This is a genomic window from Pedobacter sp. HMWF019, assembly GCF_003061025.1.
Taxonomy (GTDB): domain Bacteria; phylum Bacteroidota; class Bacteroidia; order Sphingobacteriales; family Sphingobacteriaceae; genus Pedobacter.
This window is the reverse complement of the sequence record NZ_QAIL01000366.1, coordinates 1-25,998: the sequence shown is the minus strand read 5'-3', so window position 1 is coordinate 25,998 and position 25,998 is coordinate 1. Positions and strand designations below refer to the sequence as shown.

General features: G+C 35.5%; 24 protein-coding genes. 22 read left to right on the top strand and 2 right to left on the bottom strand.

Annotated elements, in window-relative coordinates:
* Positions 1–27 precede the first annotated feature (27 nt).
* The 21 genes from DBR11_RS20100 (at position 28) to DBR11_RS20000 (ending at position 22,072) form a co-directional block, all read left to right on the top strand.
* The gene (locus tag DBR11_RS20100) at positions 28–2,421 is read left to right on the top strand and encodes a tyrosine-protein kinase (protein WP_108554409.1); all 2,394 of its coding nucleotides are present in this window, start codon (positions 28–30) and stop codon (positions 2,419–2,421) included.
* 4 nt (positions 2,422–2,425) lie between these two features.
* Positions 2,426–3,721, top strand: a complete 1,296-nt coding sequence (locus DBR11_RS20095; protein ID WP_108554408.1) for a nucleotide sugar dehydrogenase — start codon at positions 2,426–2,428, stop codon at positions 3,719–3,721.
* 24 nt (positions 3,722–3,745) lie between these two features.
* Positions 3,746–4,762 carry a UDP-N-acetylglucosamine 4,6-dehydratase (inverting) gene (gene pseB / locus DBR11_RS20090; protein WP_108554407.1) on the top strand — a complete coding sequence of 339 codons (1,017 nt, stop codon included), beginning with the start codon at positions 3,746–3,748 and terminating at the stop codon, positions 4,760–4,762.
* Positions 4,763–4,764: 2 nt separating this feature from the next.
* Complete coding sequence (gene pseC / locus DBR11_RS20085; RefSeq protein ID WP_108554406.1) at positions 4,765–5,949, top strand: UDP-4-amino-4,6-dideoxy-N-acetyl-beta-L-altrosamine transaminase; 1,185 nt, start codon at positions 4,765–4,767, stop codon at positions 5,947–5,949.
* A complete protein-coding gene (gene pseG / locus DBR11_RS20080; protein WP_108554405.1) occupies positions 5,930–6,967 on the top strand; it encodes a UDP-2,4-diacetamido-2,4,6-trideoxy-beta-L-altropyranose hydrolase in 1,038 nt (345 codons plus the stop codon). Before pseC ends, pseG begins: the two co-directional genes overlap by 20 nt.
* A complete protein-coding gene (locus DBR11_RS20075) occupies positions 6,961–7,422 on the top strand; it encodes a GNAT family N-acetyltransferase (RefSeq protein ID WP_108554404.1) in 462 nt (153 codons plus the stop codon). The genes pseG and DBR11_RS20075 overlap by 7 nt, the downstream gene beginning before the upstream one ends.
* 4 nt (positions 7,423–7,426) lie before the next feature.
* The gene (gene pseI / locus DBR11_RS20070; RefSeq protein WP_108554403.1) at positions 7,427–8,479 is read left to right on the top strand and encodes a pseudaminic acid synthase; all 1,053 of its coding nucleotides are present in this window, start codon (positions 7,427–7,429) and stop codon (positions 8,477–8,479) included.
* Positions 8,480–8,641: 162 nt separating this feature from the next.
* A complete protein-coding gene (locus DBR11_RS20065) occupies positions 8,642–9,007 on the top strand; it encodes a hypothetical protein (protein WP_158275340.1) in 366 nt (121 codons plus the stop codon).
* A gap of 11 nt (positions 9,008–9,018) precedes the next feature.
* The gene (locus tag DBR11_RS20060) at positions 9,019–9,870 is read left to right on the top strand and encodes a hypothetical protein (protein WP_146186600.1); all 852 of its coding nucleotides are present in this window, start codon (positions 9,019–9,021) and stop codon (positions 9,868–9,870) included.
* An 11-nt stretch (positions 9,871–9,881) separates the two neighbouring features.
* Positions 9,882–10,583 (top strand): pseudaminic acid cytidylyltransferase, encoded by a 702-nt coding sequence (pseF, locus tag DBR11_RS20055; protein WP_108554400.1) that lies wholly within the window; start codon positions 9,882–9,884, stop codon positions 10,581–10,583.
* A gap of 1 nt (position 10,584) precedes the next feature.
* The gene (locus DBR11_RS20050) at positions 10,585–11,532 is read left to right on the top strand and encodes a Gfo/Idh/MocA family protein (RefSeq protein WP_108554399.1); all 948 of its coding nucleotides are present in this window, start codon (positions 10,585–10,587) and stop codon (positions 11,530–11,532) included.
* A 1-nt stretch (position 11,533) separates the two neighbouring features.
* Positions 11,534–12,844: a DegT/DnrJ/EryC1/StrS aminotransferase family protein gene (locus DBR11_RS20045; protein ID WP_108554398.1), complete on the top strand. Its 1,311-nt coding sequence runs from the start codon at positions 11,534–11,536 to the stop codon at positions 12,842–12,844.
* A complete protein-coding gene (locus DBR11_RS20040; protein WP_108554397.1) occupies positions 12,828–13,787 on the top strand; it encodes a CDP-glycerol glycerophosphotransferase family protein in 960 nt (319 codons plus the stop codon). Before DBR11_RS20045 ends, DBR11_RS20040 begins: the two co-directional genes overlap by 17 nt.
* Positions 13,787–14,344 carry a GNAT family N-acetyltransferase gene (locus tag DBR11_RS20035; protein WP_108554396.1) on the top strand — a complete coding sequence of 186 codons (558 nt, stop codon included), beginning with the start codon at positions 13,787–13,789 and terminating at the stop codon, positions 14,342–14,344. The genes DBR11_RS20040 and DBR11_RS20035 overlap by 1 nt, the downstream gene beginning before the upstream one ends.
* 154 nt (positions 14,345–14,498) lie before the next feature.
* Positions 14,499–15,788 carry a hypothetical protein gene (locus tag DBR11_RS20030; RefSeq protein WP_233260840.1) on the top strand — a complete coding sequence of 430 codons (1,290 nt, stop codon included), beginning with the start codon at positions 14,499–14,501 and terminating at the stop codon, positions 15,786–15,788.
* A gap of 8 nt (positions 15,789–15,796) precedes the next feature.
* Positions 15,797–17,071, top strand: a complete 1,275-nt coding sequence (locus DBR11_RS20025) for a hypothetical protein (RefSeq protein WP_108554394.1) — start codon at positions 15,797–15,799, stop codon at positions 17,069–17,071.
* Positions 17,064–18,371: an oligosaccharide flippase family protein gene (locus DBR11_RS20020; protein WP_108554393.1), complete on the top strand. Its 1,308-nt coding sequence runs from the start codon at positions 17,064–17,066 to the stop codon at positions 18,369–18,371. Before DBR11_RS20025 ends, DBR11_RS20020 begins: the two co-directional genes overlap by 8 nt.
* 17 nt (positions 18,372–18,388) lie before the next feature.
* Positions 18,389–18,991, top strand: coding sequence for an acetyltransferase (locus tag DBR11_RS20015; protein WP_108554392.1), 603 nt, complete (start codon positions 18,389–18,391; stop codon positions 18,989–18,991).
* On the top strand, positions 18,963–20,141 hold the full coding sequence (locus tag DBR11_RS20010; RefSeq protein ID WP_233260839.1) for an NAD-dependent epimerase/dehydratase family protein: 1,179 nt from the start codon (positions 18,963–18,965) through the stop codon (positions 20,139–20,141). The genes DBR11_RS20015 and DBR11_RS20010 overlap by 29 nt, the downstream gene beginning before the upstream one ends.
* Positions 20,142–20,149: 8 nt before the next feature.
* On the top strand, positions 20,150–21,163 hold the full coding sequence (locus tag DBR11_RS20005) for a capsular biosynthesis protein CpsH (RefSeq protein WP_108554390.1): 1,014 nt from the start codon (positions 20,150–20,152) through the stop codon (positions 21,161–21,163).
* Positions 21,164–22,072, top strand: coding sequence for an NAD-dependent epimerase/dehydratase family protein (locus DBR11_RS20000; RefSeq protein ID WP_108554389.1), 909 nt, complete (start codon positions 21,164–21,166; stop codon positions 22,070–22,072). It begins immediately after the preceding gene.
* A 5-nt stretch (positions 22,073–22,077) separates the two neighbouring features.
* Here the strand turns inward: DBR11_RS20000 and DBR11_RS19995 are convergent, their stop codons facing one another.
* Positions 22,078–23,790, bottom strand: coding sequence for a hypothetical protein (locus DBR11_RS19995; protein WP_108554388.1), 1,713 nt, complete (start codon positions 23,788–23,790; stop codon positions 22,078–22,080).
* 158 nt (positions 23,791–23,948) lie between these two features.
* Between DBR11_RS19995 and DBR11_RS19990 the strand changes: the two genes are divergently transcribed.
* Positions 23,949–25,088, top strand: a complete 1,140-nt coding sequence (locus tag DBR11_RS19990) for an SGNH/GDSL hydrolase family protein (protein WP_108554387.1) — start codon at positions 23,949–23,951, stop codon at positions 25,086–25,088.
* Between the two features lie 9 nt (positions 25,089–25,097).
* Here the strand turns inward: DBR11_RS19990 and cmk are convergent, their stop codons facing one another.
* On the bottom strand, positions 25,098–25,856 hold the full coding sequence (gene cmk / locus DBR11_RS19985) for a (d)CMP kinase (RefSeq protein WP_199233899.1): 759 nt from the start codon (positions 25,854–25,856) through the stop codon (positions 25,098–25,100).
* Positions 25,857–25,998 lie beyond the last annotated feature (142 nt).

The following is a 25,998-nucleotide window of genomic DNA, read 5'->3' as shown; positions in this document are numbered from 1 at the left end:
ATTATTACCCGCCTATAACCCACTTTAATGACTAACACTGAACAGCATATAATTGATTCAATTGGCAATAATTCTGGCGAGAATCAATCAGTAGATCTTCGAGAAATCTTTAAAAAATATATATATCATTGGCCGGTTTTTTTAGTAGGAGTTTTACTTTGCCTTACAGGTGCCTACCTCTATTTAAGATATACCCAGCCTTTGTATAGAGTTACCAGTACTTTGCTAATTAAGGACCACAAAAACAGCGGTTCGCCAACTGACGATTTGTTAAATCAGTTGGATCTTTTTGGGGGATCAAAGGTTGTAGAGAATGAAATGCAAATTCTACAATCTAAGATTTTGATGGCAAAGGTTGTAGAGCGTTTGAACTTAAGTGTTAAATATGAGATTGAAGGCCGGGTTGTCAATTCAGATATTTATGAAGGCCGGCCCATAAATTTTGTTTTTACTTCAATTGATAGCTCATTATATGGCCGAAAACTAAATATTTCTTATCCAAGCGAGGATAAATATATTTTGGTTGATGCGGAGAATGGAAGGAAGGTATCGGGTTTGTTAAATCGTTTGGAGAGAAACTCATTTGGGGTTTATGAAATCAAGAAATCCCCTGACTTTGCCGATTCTTACAATAAACCTATGAACATTACAATTAGTGACCCCAAGGCTGTTACTAATTCTTTGTTAGGAAACTTAGATGTTGTTCTTACCAATAAACAGTCCACGGTGATAGAGTTAGGTTTTCAAACAAACGTAATTAAACGTGGAGAAGATATTTTAAATACCTTGGTACAGGTGTACAATGAGGCGGCTTTGGAGGATAAAAATCAGACGACCCAGAGTACTCTTCGATTTATAGATGAACGGTTAAAATTAATAACCGGAGAACTAACCGATGTTGAAAAAAATGTCGAAACTTTTAAAAGTAGTCATGGCTTAACAGATATTAGTAGTGAGGCTTCTCTTTTCTTAGATAATGTTAAAGACAACGATACTAAGCTAAATGAAATTAATATTAAATTGGGTGTTGTTAAGGATATTCAAAAATTTGTTGATTCAAAATCTACTCAGGAAAAATTACCAAGTACACTTGGAATAGATGATCCGGTTTTGTTGAGCCAGATCAATCAATTGAGTGAATTACAATCGAAAAGAGACCAATTATTAGCGACTACTCAAGAGGACAATCCATTGCTTGTACCAATTAATAAACAAGTTGAAACGGTTAGGGCGTCAATTAGGTCTAGTTTGTCAAATATCTACTCATCGTTAACAAATACGAAGATGGCATTAGATCAGAATAATGCTCAGTTTCAAAATTCAATTCGAAAAATTCCTGGGCAAGAAAGGCAATTCATTAGCATTAAACGTCAGCAGGGTATAAAGGAAACTTTGTACCTATATCTTTTGCAGAAAAAGGAAGAAGCGGCTCTTTCTTATGCTTCTTCGGTTGCAGATAGCCGTGTGGTTGATCCAGCTTTTTCTTCTAAAAGTCCTATTAAGCCCAAAAGACAGGTTACCTATCTTGTTGCTCTTTTGTTAGGTGTTTTATTGCCGGTGGGCTACCTTTATTCAAAAGAATTGATAAATAACAAGATAAAGAGTGCTTCTGATATAGCTAAGTTAACTGATGCGCCGTTATTAGGTGAAATACTTTATGAAGAAGGGTCAGAGCCCATTGTTGTTGAAGTTACAAGTCGAAAAGCTATTGCAGAACAGTTTCGGTCTATTAGGACGAATATGCAATTTGTACATGGGAAGAAAGAGGAAGGTAGAGGCAGGGTGACGATTTTGACTTCAAGTATGTCTGGTGAAGGAAAAAGTTTTGTTTCTAGTAATATTGCTGCTGCTTTTGCTATAAGTGGAAAGAGAACAGTTTTATTAGAGTTGGATTTGCGCAAACCTAAAGTGAGTAAGTATCTTAAGTTGGCAAACAAGATAGGATTTAGTAATTATTTGATTGGTAAGGCAGATGTGTCTGAAATTATTCAGGACTCCAATATACACCCAAACCTGTTTGTGATTGGCTCTGGTCCTATTCCTCCAAATCCTTCGGAGTTACTGATTCAATCTGAGGTGGACGCTCTTTTCGAATATTTGAGGGATAATTTTGACGAAATTTTGGTTGATACACCTCCTATAGGTTTAGTAACGGATGCTCAGATTTTATCCAAATTGGCAGATGCAACAGTTTATCTGGTACGTCAGGGGGTTACTTTCAAAGATCAAATCAAAAATCTTGATAAGTTATATAAACAAAATAAACTGCCTAAGCTTAATGTTGTTCTTAATGGTGTTAAGCTTGGAGGTAGTTACGGCTACGGCTACGGTTATGGATATGGTTACGGCTATTATTCTGATGATGTAGAACGGAAGATAACTTTGAAAACGATTTTTAGGGATATTTTTAGACGATTCTAAATAAATGAAACCTGGGATATCAAATAGGAAGATAGCAATAATAGGATTGGGTTATGTTGGCCTGCCATTAGCTGTTGAATTTGCCAAAAAGTTTGAGGTTTTAGGTTTTGACACTAATGCTGAAAGAATTAATGAATTGGTGAGGGGAACGGATTCTACCCTGGAGTCTGATCTAGATAGCCTTAATTCTGTTCTGCAGCAAGGATGGGAAAGTCGGATCGGATTACATCTTTCTTGTGATAAAAGAGATCTGGAAGATGCAAATATTTATATTGTAACAGTTCCTACACCAATTAACCAATTCAAGTCGCCGGATTTAACCTTACTCCTAAGAGCGTCTGAGATGATTGGAGAAGTTCTTAAGACTGATGATATTGTAATTTATGAGTCTACTGTGTATCCGGGATGTACTGAAGAAGATTGTGTGCCTGTTTTGGAAAAGGTAAGTGGTCTAAAGTTTAATATTGACTTTTTTTGTGGGTACTCTCCTGAACGAATTAATCCAGGAGATAAAATTAATACACTTACCACGATTAAAAAAGTTACGTCTGGCTCTACGGCAGAGATAGCTGAATTTGTGGATGATTTATATGCCTCCATTATAACTGCTGGAACATATAAGGCGCCTAGTTTGAAAGTCGCGGAGGCTTCAAAAGCAATTGAGAATGCGCAACGCGATATTAATATATCATTCGTAAATGAATTAGCTCTAATTTTTGATCGTATTGGGATAGATACAAATGACGTATTAGATGCTGCAGGAACAAAATGGAATTTCTTGAAATATAAACCTGGACTCGTTGGTGGACATTGTATTGGTGTGGATCCGTATTATCTTGCTTATAAGGCAGAGTCCTTGGGATATCATCCTCAGGTTATTCTTTCTGGAAGAAGAGTGAATGACAATATGGGAATGTTTATTGCCAATAAGGTAATAAAGCTGATGATTCAGAAGGGGCATCTTATTAAGGGGGCGAAGGTTTTAATACTTGGCTTTACCTTTAAAGAGAACTGTCCGGACTTTAGAAATACCCGGGTAGTAGATATTTATAATGAATTGCGTGAATTTGGGCTTAAAGTTGATGTGTCTGATCCATGGGTAGTGAAAGAAAATGTTGAGAAAGAATACGGAATACAAATTATTGATCAACCTGATATTACTGAATACAGTGCAGTAATATTAGCTGTTGCACATAATGAATTTTTGACGTTGGATTACGCGAAAGTGAGAGAATCAAACGGGATTATTTTTGACACAAAGGCATGTATTGATAGAGCCTTGGTAGAAGGTAGATTATAAAACAAGTATAGATAAATAAAAACTATGTTAGGCATTAACAGCAAATCACTTTTAATTACCGGCGGAACCGGATCTTTGGGTAAGGCTTTAACTTCCCATATCTTAAAAAAGCATCCTGAAATAAAGCGATTGGTTATCTTTTCTAGAGATGAGCAAAAGCAATTTCAAATGGCTCAGGAGTATCCTGCAGATAAATATCCTCAGGTGAGATTTTTTATAGGGGATGTAAGAGATAAAGAAAGATTGGTAAGAGCTATGCAAGGAATCGACTATGTGATTCATGCTGCAGCGATGAAGCATGTTCCGATTGCAGAGTATAACCCAGATGAATGTATTAAAACTAATATTGGTGGTGCACAGAACGTTGTAGATGCTTGTTTTGCTGCGGGTGTAGAGAGAGTAGTCGCATTGTCTACAGATAAAGCTTGTGCGCCAATAAATTTATATGGTGCTACTAAATTAACTTCTGATAAGTTGTTTGTTGCGGCAAATAACATTAGAGGAAATAATCCAATTCGTTTTTCTGTAGTTAGATACGGGAATGTGATGGGGTCTAATGGGTCTGTGATTCCATTTTTCCTTAATAAGAAAAAGGAGGGCAAGCTTCCAATTACTGATCCAAATATGACCAGGTTTAATATCTCCCTGCAAGGTGGAGTAGATATGGTCATGCACGCATTAGAGCATGCTTGGGGTGGGGAGATCTTTGTGCCTAAAATTCCTTCTTACAGAATTACGGACGTTGCAGAGGCAATTGGTCCGAATTGTGAACAAGTTGTAGTAGGAATTAGACCGGGTGAAAAGGTTCATGAAGAAATGATAACGCCATCTGACTCTTTTTATACTTATGACCTTGGTAAATATTATACGATTTTGCCTGCTACCCATAAATGGAGCATTGAAGAGTTTAAAAGCCAATTTAAGGCAGAGCTTGTTCCTTCTGGTTTTGCCTATAATTCTGGGGAGAATACAGAATGGGAAACGGTTGATGGCTTACGGACGCTGATAAAAGAACATGTTGATTCAACTTTTGAATTTTAAATATGAATAAGATTATTCCTTATGGTCGTCAGAATATTACGCAGGAAGATATTGACGCAGTAATTACAACGCTGAAATCTGATTATCTAACGCAGGGACCTAAAATCAAAGAATTTGAAAATGCCTTTGCTGAATATATAGGGTGTAAGTATGCTGTTGCTGTAGCAAATGGTACGGCTGCATTACATTTATGTACTTTGGCTCTAGGAGTTAAAGAGGGAGATAAAGTTATCACTACTCCTATTACCTTTGCTGCATCTGCAAATTGCGTTCGGTATTGTGGCGGAGATGTTGTTTTTAGCGATATTGATCAGGAGACTTATCTATTAGATCTAAATGGTGTTAAAAGCCTTTTAGAGTCGGCTCCAAAAGGTACTTTTAAGGGAATTATTCCCGTGGATTTTGCGGGGAGGGCAGTTGACTTGGAAGCTTTCAGAAAATTAGCTGATGAGTACGACTTGTGGATAATAGAGGATGCTTGCCATGCTCCTGGTGGCTATTTCAATGATTCTAATGCCCGTAAGCAAAATTGCGGGAATGGAAGTTTTGCAGATCTTGCGATTTTTTCATTCCATCCGGTAAAGCATATTGCCTCAGGAGAAGGCGGTATGATTACAACTAATGATGAGTCCCTTTATCAGAAGTTAATTCAATTAAGAACGCATGGTATAGTCAAGTCAGATGCTGCTTATACAAATAGTATTGAATTTGCGGGTGGAGAAGATGCTTATCCAGGTTGGTATATGGAGATGCAGACATTAGGATACAATTATAGACTTACTGATTTTCAGGCCGCTTTAGGTATTAGCCAATTAAATAGGGCGGATGAAGGAATTGAAAGAAGGAGGGAGATTGCAATAACGTATGAAAAGGCATTTAAAGACAAATCATATATTAAAGGACAAAGCGGTTCTATCGAAGGCCATGCTTATCATCTATATGTTATAGAAACTGAAAATAGATTGGGATTATATGATTATCTAAAAGAGCATCAGATTTATGCTCAGATACATTATATCCCATGTCATCTAATGCCATATTATAGACAATTTGGATGGAAAGAGGGAGATATGCCTCATTCTGAAATGTACTATAAGGGCTGCATAAGTTTACCTATGTATCCTACGCTCACGAATGAGGAGCAGCAATTTGTAATTGATAAAATAAATGGATTCTTTACAGCGTAGAATTGTTTTTAGGGCTGATGGTGATGGCAAAATTGGTCTTGGCCACATTATGAGATGTATTGCATTATCTGAGATGGTAAGAACGCAATATACTTGTATTTTTGTTGTTGCCCAGCCTTCTGATATTCTTAAAGAAATTATTAGCCCTTTTGGTGAGGTTATCATTTTGAATGCGCTGGATAAGGAAGGGCAGTTTAGAGAATTGGATAAAATTCTTAATCCACTGGATATTGTTGTTACTGATGGGTATCATTTTGATTATGATTATCAGCAGTTTTTAAAATATAAATCAGCTAAACTTATTATGATCGATGACCTGGCTGAAGAGTTTTTTTGTGCAGATCTTGTTATAAATCACGGCAGTAGTGCTATTAGTGGGCAATATAGAAAAGACAGAAATACAAAAGTTTTAGCAGGCTTTGATTATTTGATTCTTCGTAAAGAGTTTTTAGATGCAGCAAAGCGGATTAAAAAGATAAATAAGGTAAATTCTGTTTTTATTTGTATGGGAGGAGCTGATCCATCGAACATCACCAAGAAGGTTGTTTCTGCTTGTTTGAAGGAAGAATTTGTTAAACGTATTGTTGTTGTTGTTGGAGGGGTATATGCACACCGCGAGGAATTGGTAGAATTTGTAGATTTAAATAAGGAAAATGTTGAAGTTTCCATTCAAAGAAATGTATCTGCTTCAATGATGGTTGAGTTGATTTGGGGGAGTGATATATGTATTGTTCCATCCAGTTCAATAGCTTTGGAAGTATGCTGCGTAAAGAGTGGAATTTTAACAGGGATAACTTTTGACAATCAAAATGCTATTCATAATCAGTTGATAACGGATCAATGTGGTCTTTCGCTTGGGAATTTCAATACGGTTTCTGTTGCGGATATTACAGCTAAGCTGAAATTATTGAAATCCACACTGATCAATCAAAAAATGCTTGATCGGCAAGCAAAGGTTGTTGACGGACAATCAGGTAATCGTATATTAAATGAAATCAATTCAATTGTAGGATGTTAAAATTTAGATATGCAACGGATTCGGATGTTGAACTTTTATATGAATGGGCAAACGATCCAACTGCGAGAGAGAACTCATACAACAAAGAGTCAATACCTTTTGAAGACCATAAAAAATGGTTTGATAAAGGTTTGTGTTCTGGTAAAAGGTCTATTTACATTTTTACAAATGATAAAGGAGAAGCAATTGGTCAAGTTAGAATAGAATATACGAGTGAAAATGAAGCGATAATCAGTATTTCTGTTGATATTAATTATAGAAAGAATGGTTATGCTGTTGAAATGTTAAATACTGCATGCGCAGATTTTAAAGTCAAAACCCCAGGCATAAAAATATCTGCCTACATTTTTAAAAATAATATAGCCTCTTATAAATGTTTTATTAAGGCTGGATTTGAAGGTTATAAAGAAGAAGTAATTAAAGGGATTCCAAGTTATATATTATATAAAATATAGTGTGATGATAGAAGATATTAAAATTGAAGATATTGTAATAGGTAAAGGGCATAAGCCATTTATTATTGCTGAAATGAGTGGCAATCATAATCGTTCTTTGGAAAACGCGCTTGCTATTATTGATGCAGCTGCGGACGCTGGTGCGCACGCTGTAAAATTGCAAACTTATACAGCAGATACATTGACTATAAATGTATCGCACAATGAATTTAATATTACAGATCCTAAATCCTTATGGAAAGGAAGAAATTTGTACGAACTCTATGAAGAGGCTCAAACACCCTGGGAGTGGCATAAACCTCTTTTTGAACGTGCTAAAGAGAGAAACATAATGATCTTCAGTACTCCCTTTGACAATACTTCAGTCGATTTGCTTGAGGAGTTGAATGTTCCTGTCTATAAAGTTGCTTCTTTTGAGAATAACCATTTGCCTCTGCTAAAGAGAATTGCACAGACCGGAAAACCTGTTATTATGTCTACGGGTATTTCAACTCTAGCAGATATTGAAATAGCTGTTCGTACATTAAGGGAAAATGGCTGCAAGGAATTGATTTTGCTAAAATGTACAAGTACATATCCGGCAACACCTGAGAATACAAATATTTTAACGATACCGCACATGGCTCAGTTATTTGATTGCCATGTTGGTTTATCCGATCATACACTTGGCGTTGGCGTTTCCGTTGCTTCTGTAGCTCTCGGAGCTAGGGTAATTGAAAAACACTTTACAATAAATAGAGCTGAAGGTGGTGTCGACTCGTCCTTTTCTATGGAACCTGCAGAATTTAAGGTTCTGGTAGAGGAGACAGAAAGGGCCTTTCTTGCTTTAGGGAAGGTTACTTACGGCATTTTAGAAGAAGAGAAAAAAAGTCTTACTTTTAAGAGATCGATTTATGTTGTCCAGGATATGAACGAAGGTGATGTATTTACTGAGGAGAATATAAGGATCATTAGACCAGGTTTGGGATTACAGCCTAAGTATTTTGAGCAATTGATAGGTAAAAAAATCACTAAAGCGGCAAAAAGAGGAACTGCTTTAACTTTCGACTTGATTTAATATTTTATAGTCATGGGGATCAGGAAAATATTCACAATAATATGGCAAATTAATACTCATATCAGAATTTCCAGGTTCTTATATTATAAAATTCCCTTCATAGGGAAATACATAAGTCTTTTTATAGATAGGTTTCTGTTAATCATTTACGGTATAGAGTTGATGTCTTTTTCTATCAACGTAAAAAAGCTCTCTATAACTCATCCCAGTGGTGTTTTATTAGGTGGAAATGGAATCTATTCTAGTGGGAGGGTCGTGATGATGGCTGGAGTTAAATTAGGTGGACGTTCACCAAAAGATAAGGAATTTTTACTGAAGCATAAAGAGAAGAAAGTATTTGAATTCGGGGATAATGTGGTTATCGGGACAAATTCTGTAGTGTTGGGACCAATCACTATTTGCGATAACGTTATCATTGGTTCGATGTCTTTAGTAAACAAATCTATCACAGAACCGGGTATTTATGTTGGTGTGCCAGTAAAAAAAGTCTCGGATGTAGCGAACGAAGATTGGGTTTCACATTTATAAATTATAATATTATGAATACAATAAGAAAAGCAGTTGGTTTTTTACGTTGGCGCTTAGTAGGTATACGTCACTTGTCCATGCTAGCCAATATACAGGGACAGTCATTTTCAAAAGCAGCTCCCTCCTTACTTCCCAGCTCAAAGGAGGTTAATGAGATTGGGTACACTTCGGGACCGAGTCTTGATAAAGATGTTCTTAAAGAGATACAGTCTTTATACGAACCTAGAATTGCAGGAGTTGTTCCTAAGCCTACTGGTCATCCATTTAAAAATTTGATGCTGGATGAAGATATTACTATAGAGAATCCGGTAATTCGATTGGCGTTTTCTAAAGATATACTTGATCCTGCAATGGACTATTTTGGCAACAAAGTGCAGTTTGAAAGTTTACAAGTTTTGTATAGTTATCCAACGGATGGAAAATTGAGAGAGAGTCAAATGTGGCATAAAGATTTCGGGGATAATAAATCATTTCATGCAATTGTATATTTAAATGATGTAATTGACAAAAGCCACGGTCCATTTGTATTTGTTAGTAAATCCGATTCTCGAAAGATTACGCCTTCGATTCTTATAAGAAGAATAGATGATCAGCGATTCTTAAAAGAATTAGGTGACGGTGAGGTGAAATATTTTTATGGCAAAAGCGGCGAATCTGTTTTTGTAGATCCTGCAAAATGCTATCACTACGGCAGTCGCTGCAAAGAAGGTAGGCTGGCTTTATTTTTCACCTTTAATACATCGACGCCATTTATGATCATGCCTAGTTTGATTAAAAAGAATAAAGTGAAACTATTTGAAATTGGCAAAACATTAAGGCCGGACCTGGATCCGGATAAATTAAAGAATTTGTTAAGACTATAATAAAGCGAACTATGAAAAAATCTATTGCGATCATCACGGCCAGGGGGGGAAGTAAACGGATCCCAAGGAAAAATATTAAAGACTTTTTGGGGAGTCCAATTATTAAATATTCAATTGATGCAGCACTAAATGCTGGCTGTTTTGATGAAGTGATGGTTTCTACAGATGATGAGGAAATTGCATCAATTGCAAAGGCTCTTGGTGCAAGTGTTCCATTTATGAGAACATCCAACAATTCTAATGATTTTGCAACCACAGCAGACGTAATATCGGAAGTCTTGGATGCTTATAAGGCGCTTGGGGAAGAATTTGAGTATAGTTGCTGTATTTATCCTACTGCACCATTCGTTACTTCTGAGAAGCTTAAAACAGCTTTTAAAAAGCTGAAGGAAAGTGAGGCTGATTCTTTGGTTCCTGTTGTGAGTTTTGGGTTTCCAATACTTCGTTCATTTAAAATCGAAGAAGGAAGAGTAAAGATGAACTGGCCTGAACACATGAATACGAGATCGCAGGATTTACCCCCGGCATACCATGATTGCGGACAGTTCTATTTTGTTAGAACCAGTGCATTTTTGGAAAGGAAGAAATTGTTCTCGGACTATACGCTCCCTTATGAAATGCCTGAATCTGAAGTTCAGGATATAGATACAGAAGAGGACTGGAAAGTTGCAGAAATAAAGTATACTTTTTTACTAGAGAGGTTAAAGAAATAAAATGTACAAAGTGTTGGTGATTGGTTGCGGGAATATTGGTGCTCAATATGATAAACATACTGACGCAATTCAGACCCATGTTAAAGCCTGGCATTTAAATCCTGAAACGGCAGTTTCCATATTTGATCTTAATCAATCATTTGTTCAGGAGATATCAGACCTCTATGGATGTGAAATTGTAGAAGATATTAATGTTGATATATTGCGGAATTTTGATTGTGTAAGTATTTGCACACCTACAAAAACACATTTAGATCTGTTGGAGCAGTCTTTTACTGCCAGTGTGAAAACCATTATATGTGAAAAACCGGTTTCTATTGATTTTGGACAACTTGAGCAACTTAAGGAAAGTTATGCCAATAGTAATTCAAAAGTTCTGGTTAATTATATAAGAAGATTTCTTCCTGCTTTTAAGAAATTAAGGGAATATATACTTTTAAAATTAACAACTGAAAAAATAACTAATATTAGCGTAAGGTATCAAAGAGGATTTATTAATAATTGTAGCCACGCTTTTGATCTGATCGAATTCTTGACGGATAAAAACCTGACATTGGAGGAGATCCAATCTCACAATCGGGTTTTTGATCAGTTTGATTACGATCCGACATTGTCTTTACAGGCTATCTGGGGTGATATAAATATTAATGTTTTGGGTTTAAGCAATGTGCTGTTCTCTCATTTTGAAATTGATATTTTCCTGGAATATACTAAGATATCTATAACGAATGCGGGTGATTTGATCGAAATTTACGAAGCAGGTAAATTCAATGGGTTTTTACAACCATTGAATATTAATACAGGATTAACTCAAACCAATTGCTTAAAAGATTACATGAAAAGTGTAACTGACAAGGCAATTGAACTAACAAAAGGAGTGGCAGATCAGGATAATTTTTTATCGTCCATCGTCCTTAACCAAAAAATGTTAAAATATATAAAAGATTAATATGGCAAAACTGGCAATTAATGGTGGAGAAGCAGTAAGAACAGAACTTTTCCCCGCTTATAATACGATTGGACAAGAAGAAAAGGATGCTGTAATGCAGGTTCTTGATACAGGCAATTTATCCCAATTTTTAGGCGCCGAGCATAGTGATTTTTTGGGAGGACCGAATGTGAAGAGATTTGAAAGGGAATGGGCTGATGCAATCGGCGTTAAACATGCCGTTTCTGTAAATTCAAATACTTCTGGTTTGTTTACGGCAATGGGTGCTATTGGTATTCAACCAGGCGATGAAGTTATTGTGTCTCCATATTCCATGTCTGCAAGTGCTATTGCTCCACTTATTTATGGTGGGGTACCTGTGTTTGCTGATATTGATCCAGTTACGTTTTGTATGGATCCGGTAAGTATTGAGAAATGTATTACAGCTAATACTAAAGCGATACTTGTTGTTCATATTTTTGGGCATCCTGCAGATATGGATCCTATAATGGATTTAGCGAAAAAGCATAATTTATATGTAGTTGAGGATTGTGCTCAAGCTCCAATGGCAAAGTATAAAGGTAAATATGTTGGAACGATTGGCGATCTTGGAATATTTAGTTTGAATTATCATAAACATATTCATACCGGTGAGGGTGGAGTAATCACATCTAATTCTGATAAACTTGTTGAACGTTGTCAAATGATCCGTAATCACGCAGAAAATATAGTTGGCCCACGTAATACGGAAGACTTGACAAATTTAATCGGCTACAATTATCGTATGACCGAGATAGAATGTGCTATAGGCATACAGCAATTGAAAAAATTGCCTGGACTATTGGAAGAAAGGCTAAAAAATGTTGCTTATTTAAATGAGCAATTGGCTCAATTTCCGGCACTGGAATTACAACCAGCACCAAAAGATGGTTCAGTACATACCTATTATGTTCATCCGATAAAATTTAACAAGGAAATTGCAGGTATTGATAGAAATACATTTGTCAATGCTTTGAAAGCAGAGCTGCCATCAGCGATTTTAAGGGAAACTGCTCCTCTGATTGGTGCGGGCTACGTTAAGCCAATCTACTTACAACCTATTTATCAAGAAAGGGCTGCATGGGCTTTTCAACATCCTGCAGCGGCAGAATTGACATTGAAGTATGAGCTGGGAACATGTCCGGTAACAGAAAAGATGCATTTTGAACTTCTATTTACTCATGAATTTATGAGACCTGGAATGAGTGAGCAGGATATGGATGATGTGGTTAGGGCATTTAAAAAAATATTTAATAATATTAATGAACTAAAAAGTGTTGAGACCACGGCTTAAAGGTAAGGTTCTTTTTGTTTTTAGTGATCCGGGAGGTGCTAAACCATGTTTGTCTTTGATTGCTGAAGATGGGATATCAGATGTTTTGGTGATCTCTGATCGGTCATATAGTTTTTATGGAGATTTTGGTGTGCCAGTCAGTTTCCCAGATGCAACTCCCTTAGATATTATTAATGATTTTAAGCCAGAGGTTATCTTTACTGGAACATCTTATACTTCTGACCTAGAATTGTGTTTCATTTCTTTAGCTAAACAGCTGGGAATACCCTGTATTTCTTTTGTTGACCATTGGACCTCCATTGCTAAAAGATTCTTGATGAAAGATGGAGAATTCTGTTTTCCGGATTTTATCTGGGTTATTGATCAAAGAGCAAAAGAAATTGCTATTAAAGATGGAATTGATTCTTCCCTGGTGATTATTTCTGGAAATCCTTATCATCAGTGGCTTTCTAAGTGGCTTCCTAAAGTAGAGAAAAATCAATACCTTGAGAAAATCAGTTCAGATATAGAATTTAAGAAAATAGTGGTTTTTGCCCCAGACCCTCTTTCTAATATAAATGGGAAGTCCACTTATGGATTTGATGAGCTAACGGCTACGTCAAAATTTATGGAGTTATTGGAGCAACGTAAAGAAGAAATTGAAGATTGGGCTATACTCATTAAAATGCATCCTAATCAGCAAATTGAGGGTCTTAAGAAAATAACAGAAAATTATTCTTTTGTTTTTCTTGTTGAATCTACTATTGATGTAAATGAGACGATTTTCTTTGCTGACATCGTTGTCGGTTTCTTTTCTTCTTTTTTAATTGAAGCCCAAATTATGGGAAAACCGGTAGTTAGATTTATCGGACCTGATACTATCACAGACCCCTTTGAAGAGTTAAATGTGGGTATTAAAGCAGGTGGAGATACCTTAATTACTGAAATTTTAAAGTATGTGTAATGGAAAAAATTAGCAATAATATGTTCTTAGCCGGGAATAATATCTATTTAAGGGGATTGGAGGAAAAAGATGTGGATGGCAATTATTCAATCTGGTTAAATGATCCTGATATTACCAGTTTTAATTCCCATGGACGTTTTCCTATGACAAAAAATAAGCTAAAAGATTATGTGAATCATACCAGCGGTTCACATAATATGCTGGTCTTAGCCGTTATTGATAAGGAAACAGAGACTCATATTGGGAATATTAGTTTGCAGGGAATTAATTGGATTGATAGGAATGCAGAGATTGCTTTTTTATTAGGTGAAAAGGCTTACTGGGGTAAGGGAGTGATGTATGAAGCAGGGGCATTAATCTTGGATCATGCCTTCACTGTTTTAAATTTACATAGAATATACTGTGGTACATCTTCTGAGAATATTGGAATGCAAAAATTAGCCTTGAAGCTCGGAATGGAACAAGAGGGAATTCGAAAAGAAGCTATATACAAACAAGGAGAATACCATGATATTATTGAATATGGTTTATTAAGCCTTAATTACAAAAAACAATAAACAGATGAGAAAAAGTGTCTTATGTTTTTCAAGATCCTATTTAGCCGTGCTTTGCCCAACTCTGGGTGAGATGGATGTAAATAGAGATTATTATTACATTGTACAAAGTGATCAGGAGGAGCGTACTGTAACTGAGAAAGGTGGAAAAGTGGTGATGAATATTTCTAGGCTGATTAAAGAAAATATTCATTCTGATAACTTAAAATGGGAAGAACCTGATGATTTTAGATCTCTCACTGATTTTAATTGGTCTCCAGTCCTATCTGATCGATATTTAATCGAATTTTCAGTAAAGGAACGGGAAAAGATAGCAGCGGCCCTTTTTAAAGGAATAAGTGAATTATTCAATACACATAAATTTGATTTTTTGCTTAGTGAGCCAGTAGCCTTGTTTACAACGCATGTCTTATACTATTTTTGTTTGAAGAATGGTACTCAGCCAAAATTCTTTAATCCCTGCTATTTTCCTGGATATTTTTATTTTACAAATAGTATTTCTGATAGGATGCCATATTCTTTGAACGAAAGCAGAAAGGAAAAATTGAGTAATGAAGTGCTTGAAAAGATAAATTCTTTTGGCATGGGAATTATAGAAGATAAATCTGGGCCGAGTTATCATTTTCAGTTTTTAGGGAAAAACAAACCAAATTACTTTAATCAAAGAAAGGGATCTGCCCCTCCAATAACCAATACTACTTTTAAGGTTAAACTGATTCAAGTCGTAAGGGTGCTAAGGGCTTTTGGGTATAATAAATTATTCCCAATATTGAGCGACTTTCAGGTTGCTGGATCTTTATCTGAACATGTTTTCTATTTGAAATGCTTAATAGCATCTAAAAGAGGCTATGATAAACTTCCAGTTGAATATGAGAAAGGAGCATTATTGTATCCTTTACATTATGAGCCAGAGGCTTCCTTGCTTTACTATGGACTTCCTTATTTTAACCAGATAGATTTAATTGAGGTGATTTTGCGTATGTTACCGAAAGGTCATGTGCTCTACATGAAGGAACATCCTAATCAGTTTGGAGCTTTAAAAGCAAAAAAGTGGCTGGATCTTAGAAAAAAGTATGGCAACGTTAAATTTATCTATGGACGGGAGTCTGGACGGAAATTAATGAAAAATGTAAATTCTATCGTTACCATTAACAGTACTGCTGGGTTGGATGCGGCTATAATTGGTAAGAGGGTATTTGTATTAGGAGAGGTTTTTTATAAGAAATTCCCAGGAATTCAGGCTGTTAATGCCTTGAATGATCTTGGCTTGTACTTAAAGAATTTGCGTTCTGATCAGCATAATGAGAACCATTTTGATGGAATTATAAATGGATTGGCAGATATTGTAAGGCAATCGTATCCTGGTAATCCTGGGCCATCTTTTGATCTTTATTCAGAAGAGAACCTTAAGAATATATTGTTCGCAATAGACAGCGAATTTGTTTAGAATCTAGTATGACGCATTTATATACAGCTGATCATCTTAAACCGAATTCTCGCTCTGGGTTTAAATCAATAGACCAGGTCGACTATGCACTAGCAGCAACATTTATACTTTTTGTTTGTTTTCCGTATATCCAAATTATACCAACTGCCAGTTATAATCAGCCTTATGCACTGATATTTGGTTTCTTATATTGCTTATATAATACAAAATTTCTCTATAATTTTAGAGATCATCAGTTTTATATTATGATGATCTTGTTTGGATTAGTTGGGTTACTCTTCTTTATCTTTACAAGTTATCCTTATAGTGATGATCAGGATTTTAAGTATTTTACGACATATCTTACTCTGCCGGTAATTTCTTTGGCTTCTTTTGTGGCTTACTTAAAATATCCTGATGCAATAAAGAAAATTTTAATTTGGACAGCTTTTATTTGGTTAGGAGTTGGTCTCGTTCAAACATTAGTTAGTACGTCATTTATGTCCTTTTTGATTGGTACTCATAGCGATGTAGCCGAAATTGGAGGAACTGGTGGTAGAGGTGTATTGGCTCTTGCGCCAGAACCAACGCACTATGGCTTCCATATTTTATTGATCGGGATCCTGGCGTATTTGGTAAGTGGGTCTAAAAAAATTGTATTTATTTGTATTTTTCAGGCCCTTTTTCTGGCTAAATCCTCTAGTGCTTTGTTGGCTTTGGGAATGGGAGGACTTGTCTTTCTGGTCTTTCAGAGAAATTGGTGGACTAGATTTGCATCTCTTTTTGTCCTGGTATTTTTTGTGATGCTTTTTTCGGGTAGTATCTCACCGTTAGCACAGACAGATGATTCTTCTAGGATGGTCGTTTTATTTAATAATTTCATTAAATATCCTACGGAATTTATAACCGCTGATGCAAGTGTAAATGCAAGGATTGTTGGAGCATATGTTTCTATTAAAGGTGTTTTTGAAGACTTCTTTATGCCAAACGGGGTCGCCCATCAGGCTTGGCTGGCAAAAAGAATAGAGCTCCTGCGTTCAAATAAAGAATTGTTATTTTTAAGTAATGCAGGCCCTCCTTCCGGTATTGGTATTATTTTGTTTCAATTGGGCTTTGTTGGAGTTCCATTCATATATTTTATGATGAAACAGATTTTTATTGCACCAATGAATTGGAAATTTGGGTGGCTTAAATACACTGTTTTCTTTATTGCATTAAGTCAATTTTCTTTAGCTACCCCGGCTTTTGGAATGTTATTGGGGATTGTTATAGCACAAAATAAAAGGAAATTTTCGCATGGTTAAGACTGCAGTTAAAAATTCAATTGAACAATTTAGAAGAAATAATGGGTTAGCCTATATTCTTTCAATTGGTTCTACATCTGGATTCTCAATATTTAAGGGTTTTTTATTAGCGATCTTCCTTAGTCCTAGTATCTACGGACAATATGCATCACTCTATGCAATCTGTATTTTTATGGGAACTATGCTTAGTTTCGGTAATATTGAATCCACAATTAAAACCTATCCCAGGTGTCATTTAGATGGGCAGCATAAGGAAATATTAGCTGATACTTTTGTTATTATACGTATTCTAACCTTTAGATGCTTAATCACATTACCTATTGTGGCATTTACGGTATGGTATTTAACAGGCACGCTAGATGCCGTCACGATTATCGGGAGTTCAATTTTGACTTTAACAACTGCTGTATTTAACATTATAGCTTCGGGGATAAGAGCAACAGGATTATTAATTTACATTGGAAGGATACAGTTTGTTAGATCGATTATTTCTTTCATTATTGTTCTCTTGATAGCCAAACTTTTTAAGTATGTACCCTATCTTTTTATAGCAGAGGCTTTAGCCTCCACCATATCTATAATATTGTCAGTTTTCACTTTGTCTAAAAGCTTAGATCTTCAACGGGAAAAATTAGTGATTCCTTCAAAGGGGAGTTTGCCGATTTCTGCCTTTAAAGAAGGTCTTCCATTATTTTTTAGTAATGCTCTGATTTCTATACCTGCTTTTTTTGATAAAAGTATCATAGGCTCATCGATAGGTTTTGCCCTTGCTGGTGCATATGGATTATTGAGTGTCATTAATCAAGCTGGTACATTGATTAGTAATATTATGGCCCAGAAAGTGGGGCCGCAAATTATAAAAATAGCGAAACAAGCTAAAAATATAAGAAGTGTAATTGTATATTTTATAAAATGGATAAGTATATTTTGTTTTATACAGTTTGTGATTGTTATTGGAGTATTAATCGTGTATAATATACCTTATTTTCATGCGCTTTTCGCAAAATATAACATCCAAAATAGCTCAATCTTCTTAATGGGGGCAATCTCTATTATGCAGGCAAAGTCATTTATGGATTTCTTTTTTATAGCCTATGATAAGGAGAAAATAATATTTTGGAACGCCCTTCAATATATTGTACTTTTTGTTGTTTTTTTTGCCTTTGTAATCGTTATGAAGATGGATTTTAACAGTTTCCTTTGGGCTATTTTGGCTGCGAAATTTATTCAGATGCTTCTTTTTGTATTTGATTACATAAAACTCACAAAGGGGATGGCTTTAACGCATAAAGAAATATAGGGTTTAATAATTGTAATATGATGAATGTTTTCAGAAGATATGGGTTTTTAGGGGTTTTCCATCTTATATGTAGTAAGATAATCACAATGATAATTATGCCTAAGGCTAAAATTATCAGATTACCTATAGACATACGAAACAAAGGGCTTATGAAAATAGGGAAGGGATTTACTACTGGAAGAGGTTGTCGATTAGAGGTGGAGGATTATGAGGACAAGAGAATAACAAAATTATTCATAGGCGAAAATGTGCAATTAAACGATAGTGTACATATTACTGCAATGGAGAAGGTTATTATTGGCAATAATGTTTTGATGGCAAGTAAAATCTATATTTCAGATTGTTCGCATGGTAGTTATGCTGGCGATGAATTTGATAGCCGACCTGATTCAAAACCGCAGGAACGTCTTTATAAGACAAGTCCTGTTTATATAGAGGATAATGTATGGCTTGGAGAGTTTGTGAGTGTCTTACCTGGCGTTACCATTGGTGAGGGATCCATTATTGGGACAATGTCTGTTGTTACGAAATCCATACCACCATATAGTATTGCAGTTGGAACACCTGCAAAAGTTATTAAGCAATTTAATTTTGATACAAACAACTGGCAAAAAATTTAAAAAAATGAGCGTAACTAAAAATGTGTTAATTACAGGCGGAGCTGGATTTATTGGCTCGAATCTTAGCTTAAAACTGATTGAGAAAGGATATAACATCACTGTATTAGATAATCTTTCCAAACAAATCCACGGAGAAAATCCTGTAGAAACATCTCCATTATATCTTTGTATTAAGGACAAAGTTAATTTTATTCATGGAACAGTTACCTCTGTTGATGATTGGAAGAAAGCAATCGAAAAACAAGATGTTATCGTTCATTATGCTGCTGAAACCGGTACTGGACAATCGATGTATGAAATTCAAAAATATGTTGATATTAATATAAATGGAACAGCAATAATGCTTGATCTATTAGCTAATTTCCCCCACCAGGTTAAAAAGGTAGTGATTGCTTCTTCAAGATCCATCTATGGTGAGGGAAAATACAAAAGCCCTGAGCTTGGAATTGTTTATCCAAAACATCGGATTGCTGCTGCGATGGATAATGGTAATTTTGAAGTTCAATTTGAAGGTTCAAACTCAGATTTGGAACTTCTTCCAACAGATGAAGAATCTAAGATTCACCCTTCATCTGTTTATGGGATCACAAAACAAAATCAAGAACAAATGATTATGACTGTATGTCCTACGATTGGTATAGCGGCGGTTGCTTTCAGATATCAGAATGTTTATGGCCCAGGTCAATCCCTTTCAAATCCATATACAGGGATATTGTCCATTTTTTCAACTCGTATTAGGAATGGAAATGCAATTAACATATTTGAAGACGGTAAAGAAAGTAGAGACTTTGTTTATATTGATGATGTGGTTGATGCAACTATTCTTGGTATTGAACAAGAGAATGCAAATGGGGAAATTTTTAATGTTGGTTCGGGAATCGCGACGGATGTTTTGACGGTTGCCAACACATTGATTAAACAATATGGGATTGATGTTCCTGTTACAGTTTCTGGTAATTATAGGCTTGGAGATATCAGACACAATTATGCAGATTTAACTAAGATTGAAAATAAATTGGGATTTAAACCAAAATTCAGTTTTGATGCCGGAGTCAAAAATTTTGCGAAATGGGTATTGCAACAAGCGGTAACTGAAGACAAATACGCTAAATCTATTGAAGAAATGAAAGCTAAAGGTTTGTATAAATAAAAGAACTTATGACTTTAGATCTTGCTGGCAAGAATATTTTATTAATATCACCGAGGTATTTTAACTACGAACAAGAGATTCAAATTGAATTAGAGCGAAGGGGAGCTTTTGTGTACTATATTGATGACAGGATTAAAAATAGTACGATTAATAAAGCATTTTTTAGACTAAAGCTTGCTGAGAGCTTAGGTAAAAAGAAAGTCTTTAATTATTTCAGTGATCACCTAAAAAAAATGGGTGATAGGAAATTTGATTATTTATTAGCAATTATTCCTGAGGGTTTTTCCAAAGAGATTATAGAATTCTACAGGTCCCAGTTTAAGGATACCACTTTTATTCTGTATATGTGGGATAGTATTGATAATAGACCCTATATTATCGAGACGCTTGGTTTATACGATAGGACGCTAACTTTTGATAAGAGTAATTCAGAAAAATATGGTTTGAAGTTTAGACCCTTATTCTTTACTAATCACTATGAAAGGATAGGTAAAGAAGGTGTTAAGTCAAAATATAAGTTTGATCTTTCCTTTGTTGGTACGGCGCATTCAGATAGATACAGTGTTATTAAGAGATTTGTTAGTACATCTAAATCCCCGTTAAATAATTTCTTTTTCTTTTTTTTACAACATCCTGTATTAATAGCCTATTATTGGATGGTTGATCCGAATTTCAGAAATGTAAATGTTAAGGATATTTCTTTTAAGGGGATGTCGAAGGAGGATGTTTTAGATGTAATTTCCAATTCTACTGCTATAATTGATATTAACCATCCTAATCAAACGGGTCTAACGATTAGGACTCTGGAGGTTTTAGGTGCAAAGCGTAAGCTCATTACAACCAATAAGGATATTTTGAATTATGATTTTTACAATACTAAAAATATTTCCTTAATTGATAGGGAAAACCCGGTTATTGACAATGAATTCCTTTCTTCGGGTTATGATGAGGTGGAAGAAAGCGTTTACAATAAATATTCACTATCGTCATGGGTTGATGATGTATTTTCTAATTTGAAATAAATGAAAGTAGCAATTACAGGTTCTAGTGGCTTTGTTGGACAAAATTTACAGAAATATTTGTCTTTTGGACATCATACTGATTTAAAACTGATTTCAAGATCCGTTTTAGAAAATGTATCAATTAGTGCCTTAGAAGACATTGATGTAGTGGTACATCTTGCAGGTAAAGCACATGATTTAAAAAGTGTTTCAGATCCGGAAGAGTATTACCGGGTTAATTTTGAATTGACAAAACATCTTTTTGATGCCTTTTTGAAATCTAAAGCTTCTAAATTTATTTTTATCAGTTCTGTTAAGGCTGCTGCGGATATCGTTGAGAACGTCCTGTTAGAAGAAGATAAGGCTGTTCCAGAAACACATTACGGTAAGTCGAAGTTGCTGGCAGAAGAGTACATTTTGTCTCAATCATTACCCGAAGGAAAATCAATTTATATATTGCGGCCTTGTATGATTCACGGACCAGGAAATAAAGGAAATTTAAACTTATTGTATTCATTTGTAAAGAAAGGAATTCCATATCCTTTGGCAGCTTTTGAAAATAAGAGGTCGTTTCTAAGCGTGGAAAACCTATGTTTTGTGATTACTGAGATTATCGACAGGGCTGATATAAATGGCGGTATTTATAATGTTTCAGATGATATGCCACTTTCTACTAACGAGGTGGTTAGTTGTTTAAGTGATGCTAGTGGTAAAAAAGCTAAATTATGGGCCTTACCTAAAGGTCTGCTGATTTTTCTGTCAAGAATCGGGGATCGTTTAAAACTTCCGTTAAATAGCGAGCGATTGTCAAAATTGACAGAGAATTATATTGTAAGCAATTCGAAATTAAAACTTGCACTTCATAAAGAGTTACCCCTGTCTTCAAGACAGGGGATTATGAATACAGCCAAATCATTTTCAGAACAATAGCTTTGTTAAGCTATGGCAAAGTATACAATGCATTTAACAAATTCCGCAACCGTAGTGCCTGTATATGTTGCCTGAACTTTTAGATTCCGGCCAGCAGAATTTAACCCATTTGCCTTAACAATCAATTTTACCCTATTTCCAAAGTTAGGTGAATCGGGAGTTAGAAACGCGGGGTCTAGTTGTGGGGTGCCTGATACGTATGGAACCAATTTGATTTCTCCAGGTTGTCCTAAAGTGCGAACAGATCCAGTGCTGAATAAGCCGTCAACCCATCCTGTTTGAGGAAGTACAAAACCTCCTTTGTCAGATGCTCCCTGAGTTGTTTCTAACCATACTTTTCCCGTCCCTGCTGGCACAGTACCTGAGAAAACAAAAGGGATGATTCTACTGGAAACAACATTGTCAATCTTTTCTATTTTTCTTCTTTGTATAATGCTGTCGGCTGATTGTGTTCTAAATGAAGTGTCTATGATGCAGTTTGAAGCTCCTCCCTGAAAATCGACGAATAATGGAGATGTTTCCAAATTGACGTTGGTAAACGAAATATTTCTTGTTTTGGGCATGTAGATTTCGATGTTATCTCCCGATGAAAAAGGATACGGGAAGAATCCAAGACAAGTATTAACGGTTGTTCCTTTAGCACTGGTGATTTGCGCTGATCTGCCCTGGTTTAATCCAGATGTTACCAGCACAGACCCATTTACGAATGATGCTGCACTAGTGTTTATATTAAATGTGTTGACCCCACCGGATGAAATACCGCCGGAATATACTGGTGGAATATTTCCTAAACGTATGGCAGTGTTGTAGCATGCCTCCAGGGAGATGTCAGTACCGGAAAGGCCGTCAGTTGCATCAACATCAATTCCTGTATCAACGGCAATAATGCCGCGTATTCCATTTAATGTCCATCTGTTTGGTCCAGGGGAGGATGCATTAGCTTTTCCCATTTTAAATTTGATGCCAGTTTGACCACTTCCTGGCTTTGCAGAGCCGTATATTCTCTGGTTGTTTATCGCCCCGTAATAGGGCCCCATAGGGTTTGTATTTCCAGTAATTTGTATTCCGGTTTGATTATCTCCTTTTAGAACGATATTTGAGTCTCGAATGGTTACCCAACCTGCGTTTTGCACAGAGATAGCTACTGCTTGCGGGTTGTCTGCTGGCATAAATAATCTTAATCCGTTTATTACAGAATTACTGGCTGGAGATGTTCCATTATGTCCGAAGCCAACACCTACAGAGCCATTTGATATAAATTCAGAGCTATAGCCATTGACGGTTATTCCGCCACGCATTTGAATCATATTGTCGCACTTATAAGCAGCTCCAGACAACTCTATGATACCACAGCCGTCACCGGTACCCTTGCCAGAAGTTAACTGAGGTAATGAATTTATAGAGGCATTTAGGCTCTTAGTATCGTCTGTTATTGAATCTGCCTTCGCTCCAAACCACTTTGGGTCAACTCCGCCTGTAAAATTTCTCTTGAAGTAGTTGTCCCCAACCTTTTTGTATAGAACTCCGTCGCACTTAGAATCACTCATAGATGAGCCATCCGAGAATAAAGAGACCTGTGAAAAACTAATGTTTTGCCCTGTAAGTGGGTCTACTACGTTTGAGGTTAGAGCACCTGTTGTTTTTTTGGTTTGAGGAAAGCCTATTTTTGGAAGGATTAGTCCTGCCAAAAATATTTTCACAAAATTAGACCTTTTCATAGTGATAGAATTTATATTAAAAATACGGAATTAAGAATAGATAACGTAAAAATTCTATTTACAATATGGCGCTAATTAGCCAGTTATTAATAATATTATGTTTATAATAGTGGAAGAATAGTTTTGCACTTGTCGTTTTGAAAGTAATACCCATTTACATGCTCCTTCCAAGACCTTCTATCTGTTACCTTAAAGTAATTACGTTGGCGTTGGGCCTAATTTTATTGCAGTCCTGTAATAAGAGGAATAGCTATAAGAAATTGCAAAATATTCCTGAAGATGATACTGCTTTCGCAGTAAGCGGGGAAACAATAACCTTATCGGGAGAAAAGGTAGCTTATCTATTAAGGAAGGATGCTAAAATTAATAATGTATATAAAATTGGCGAAAATGGATCCATTACAATATATAAAAAGGGTTTGGATTATTTATTAACGCCAATGGGAGGGATTAAAAGAACAGCCAAGTCGTTAATTCCAGATTTTTCGCATCATCAAGTTAAATTAAATCGTAATGGGAAATTTACCTTTAAACCAGGTCCTGACAGAAATCCAGAGACTACTCTTAAATGGCAGGTAATGGTGGATTACTCAACTCATCTGGATTCTATGATTAAATTTAAAGGGGGCTTCTTGTCAAATGATCTCAAAGAAAAAATTAGAGCGAAAAAAGATATTTCGATTTATTGTATTGGTACGTCAATATCGGCAGGGGCACATACTGTACAGGTATTTTTTAATGGTATGAATACATCCGTATACGTTCAGTTGATAGCGAAAGCAATAACGAAACTATATAAAAATAAGGTGTTAGTGACAAACTTAGCAGAAGGTGGGGCAACTACTCAGTTGTTTACGGAAAAGTTAGAGGAAATTAAATTGAAAAAGCCAGACCTCATTTTCATTGAATTTGGAATGAATGAACATGGGGCAGATAATAGAATTTTGTATCATCTACAGGCTATAGAAGCCGGTGTTAAATCTTTGATTTCTGAAAAAATAGATTGTGTATTGATCGGCTTCTTTCAACAAAATCTAGATTTTGAATTAGAAAAACCTTCATATACAATGTATTTTAATCGTAAGCTGAAGGAAATAAGTGAAAAGAATAATGTATTTTTTGCTGATATTTATGAAAGGTTTAATCAATTCCCTAAGGAAAAAGTTTATAATGATCTTTTAGGAGACTATCTGCATCATCCGACGGATTTTGGTCATCAGATATATTACCTTACTACTGTTCCTGTTATCTTATTTGGGGACAAGAAAGAATCTGAATTACTTAGGATAATTGAATGAGAGTTTAATTTAGACCTTCAAATTTAAGCTGATGTCCTGTTCAAAAATAGCTTCCCTGACCAGATCTATTACAAAGTTCAATTGCTCTTCATGAGTAAGATTGGTATTATCTAAAGTAGTTGCATCTTTTGAATGAATGAGAGGACTTTCTTGTCTGGTGGTGTCTTCGTAATCACGGTGGGCAAGATTATTAAATACTTCTTCAATGGTAACTTTTTGATTTGAGGCTTGAAGTTCGAGATAACGTCTGTCTGCTCTTACCTTAGGGTCAGCAGTCATAAAGATTTTTACCTGGGCATTAGGAAATACAGTGGTACCGATGTCTCGTCCATCCATTATAATGTTTAGATGATCCGCCATTTTCTGCTGCTGTTCTACCATGGCAACTCTAACCTGCTTAAGTGCACTGACATGACAAACATATTCTGAAATTTCCATTTCCCGAATCCTTTCGGAAATGTCATTCTCATTTAATAGAACAATCGTTTTGCCACTCACATTGTTGAATTTAATATGAACATTAAGCAAGGCCATTTTAATTTGTTCTTCATCGGTAATTTGAATCTTATTTTCTAGAAAATAAACTGTAACAGCACGATACATTGCTCCGCTATCAATATACACGAAATTTAATTGTTTCGCTACAGCTTTTGCTACAGTACTCTTTCCGCAAGAGGAATAACCATCGATGGCTACAATAATGTTCTTCATAAGTATTTCAAAGATAGTTTTTTTAGTAGATAAGATGGTGCATTTTTTAATTGCCATATATAGGTTAAAATTTTTAGTTTTGCTCAAATTCTACATTTATGTTGTACTTAGTTCTTCTTGTCGTTTTATTTTTATTGATGTTTGTGTATTTTATTATAGCAGATAAACTGAATATTATCGACAAGCCTAATGAGAGGAG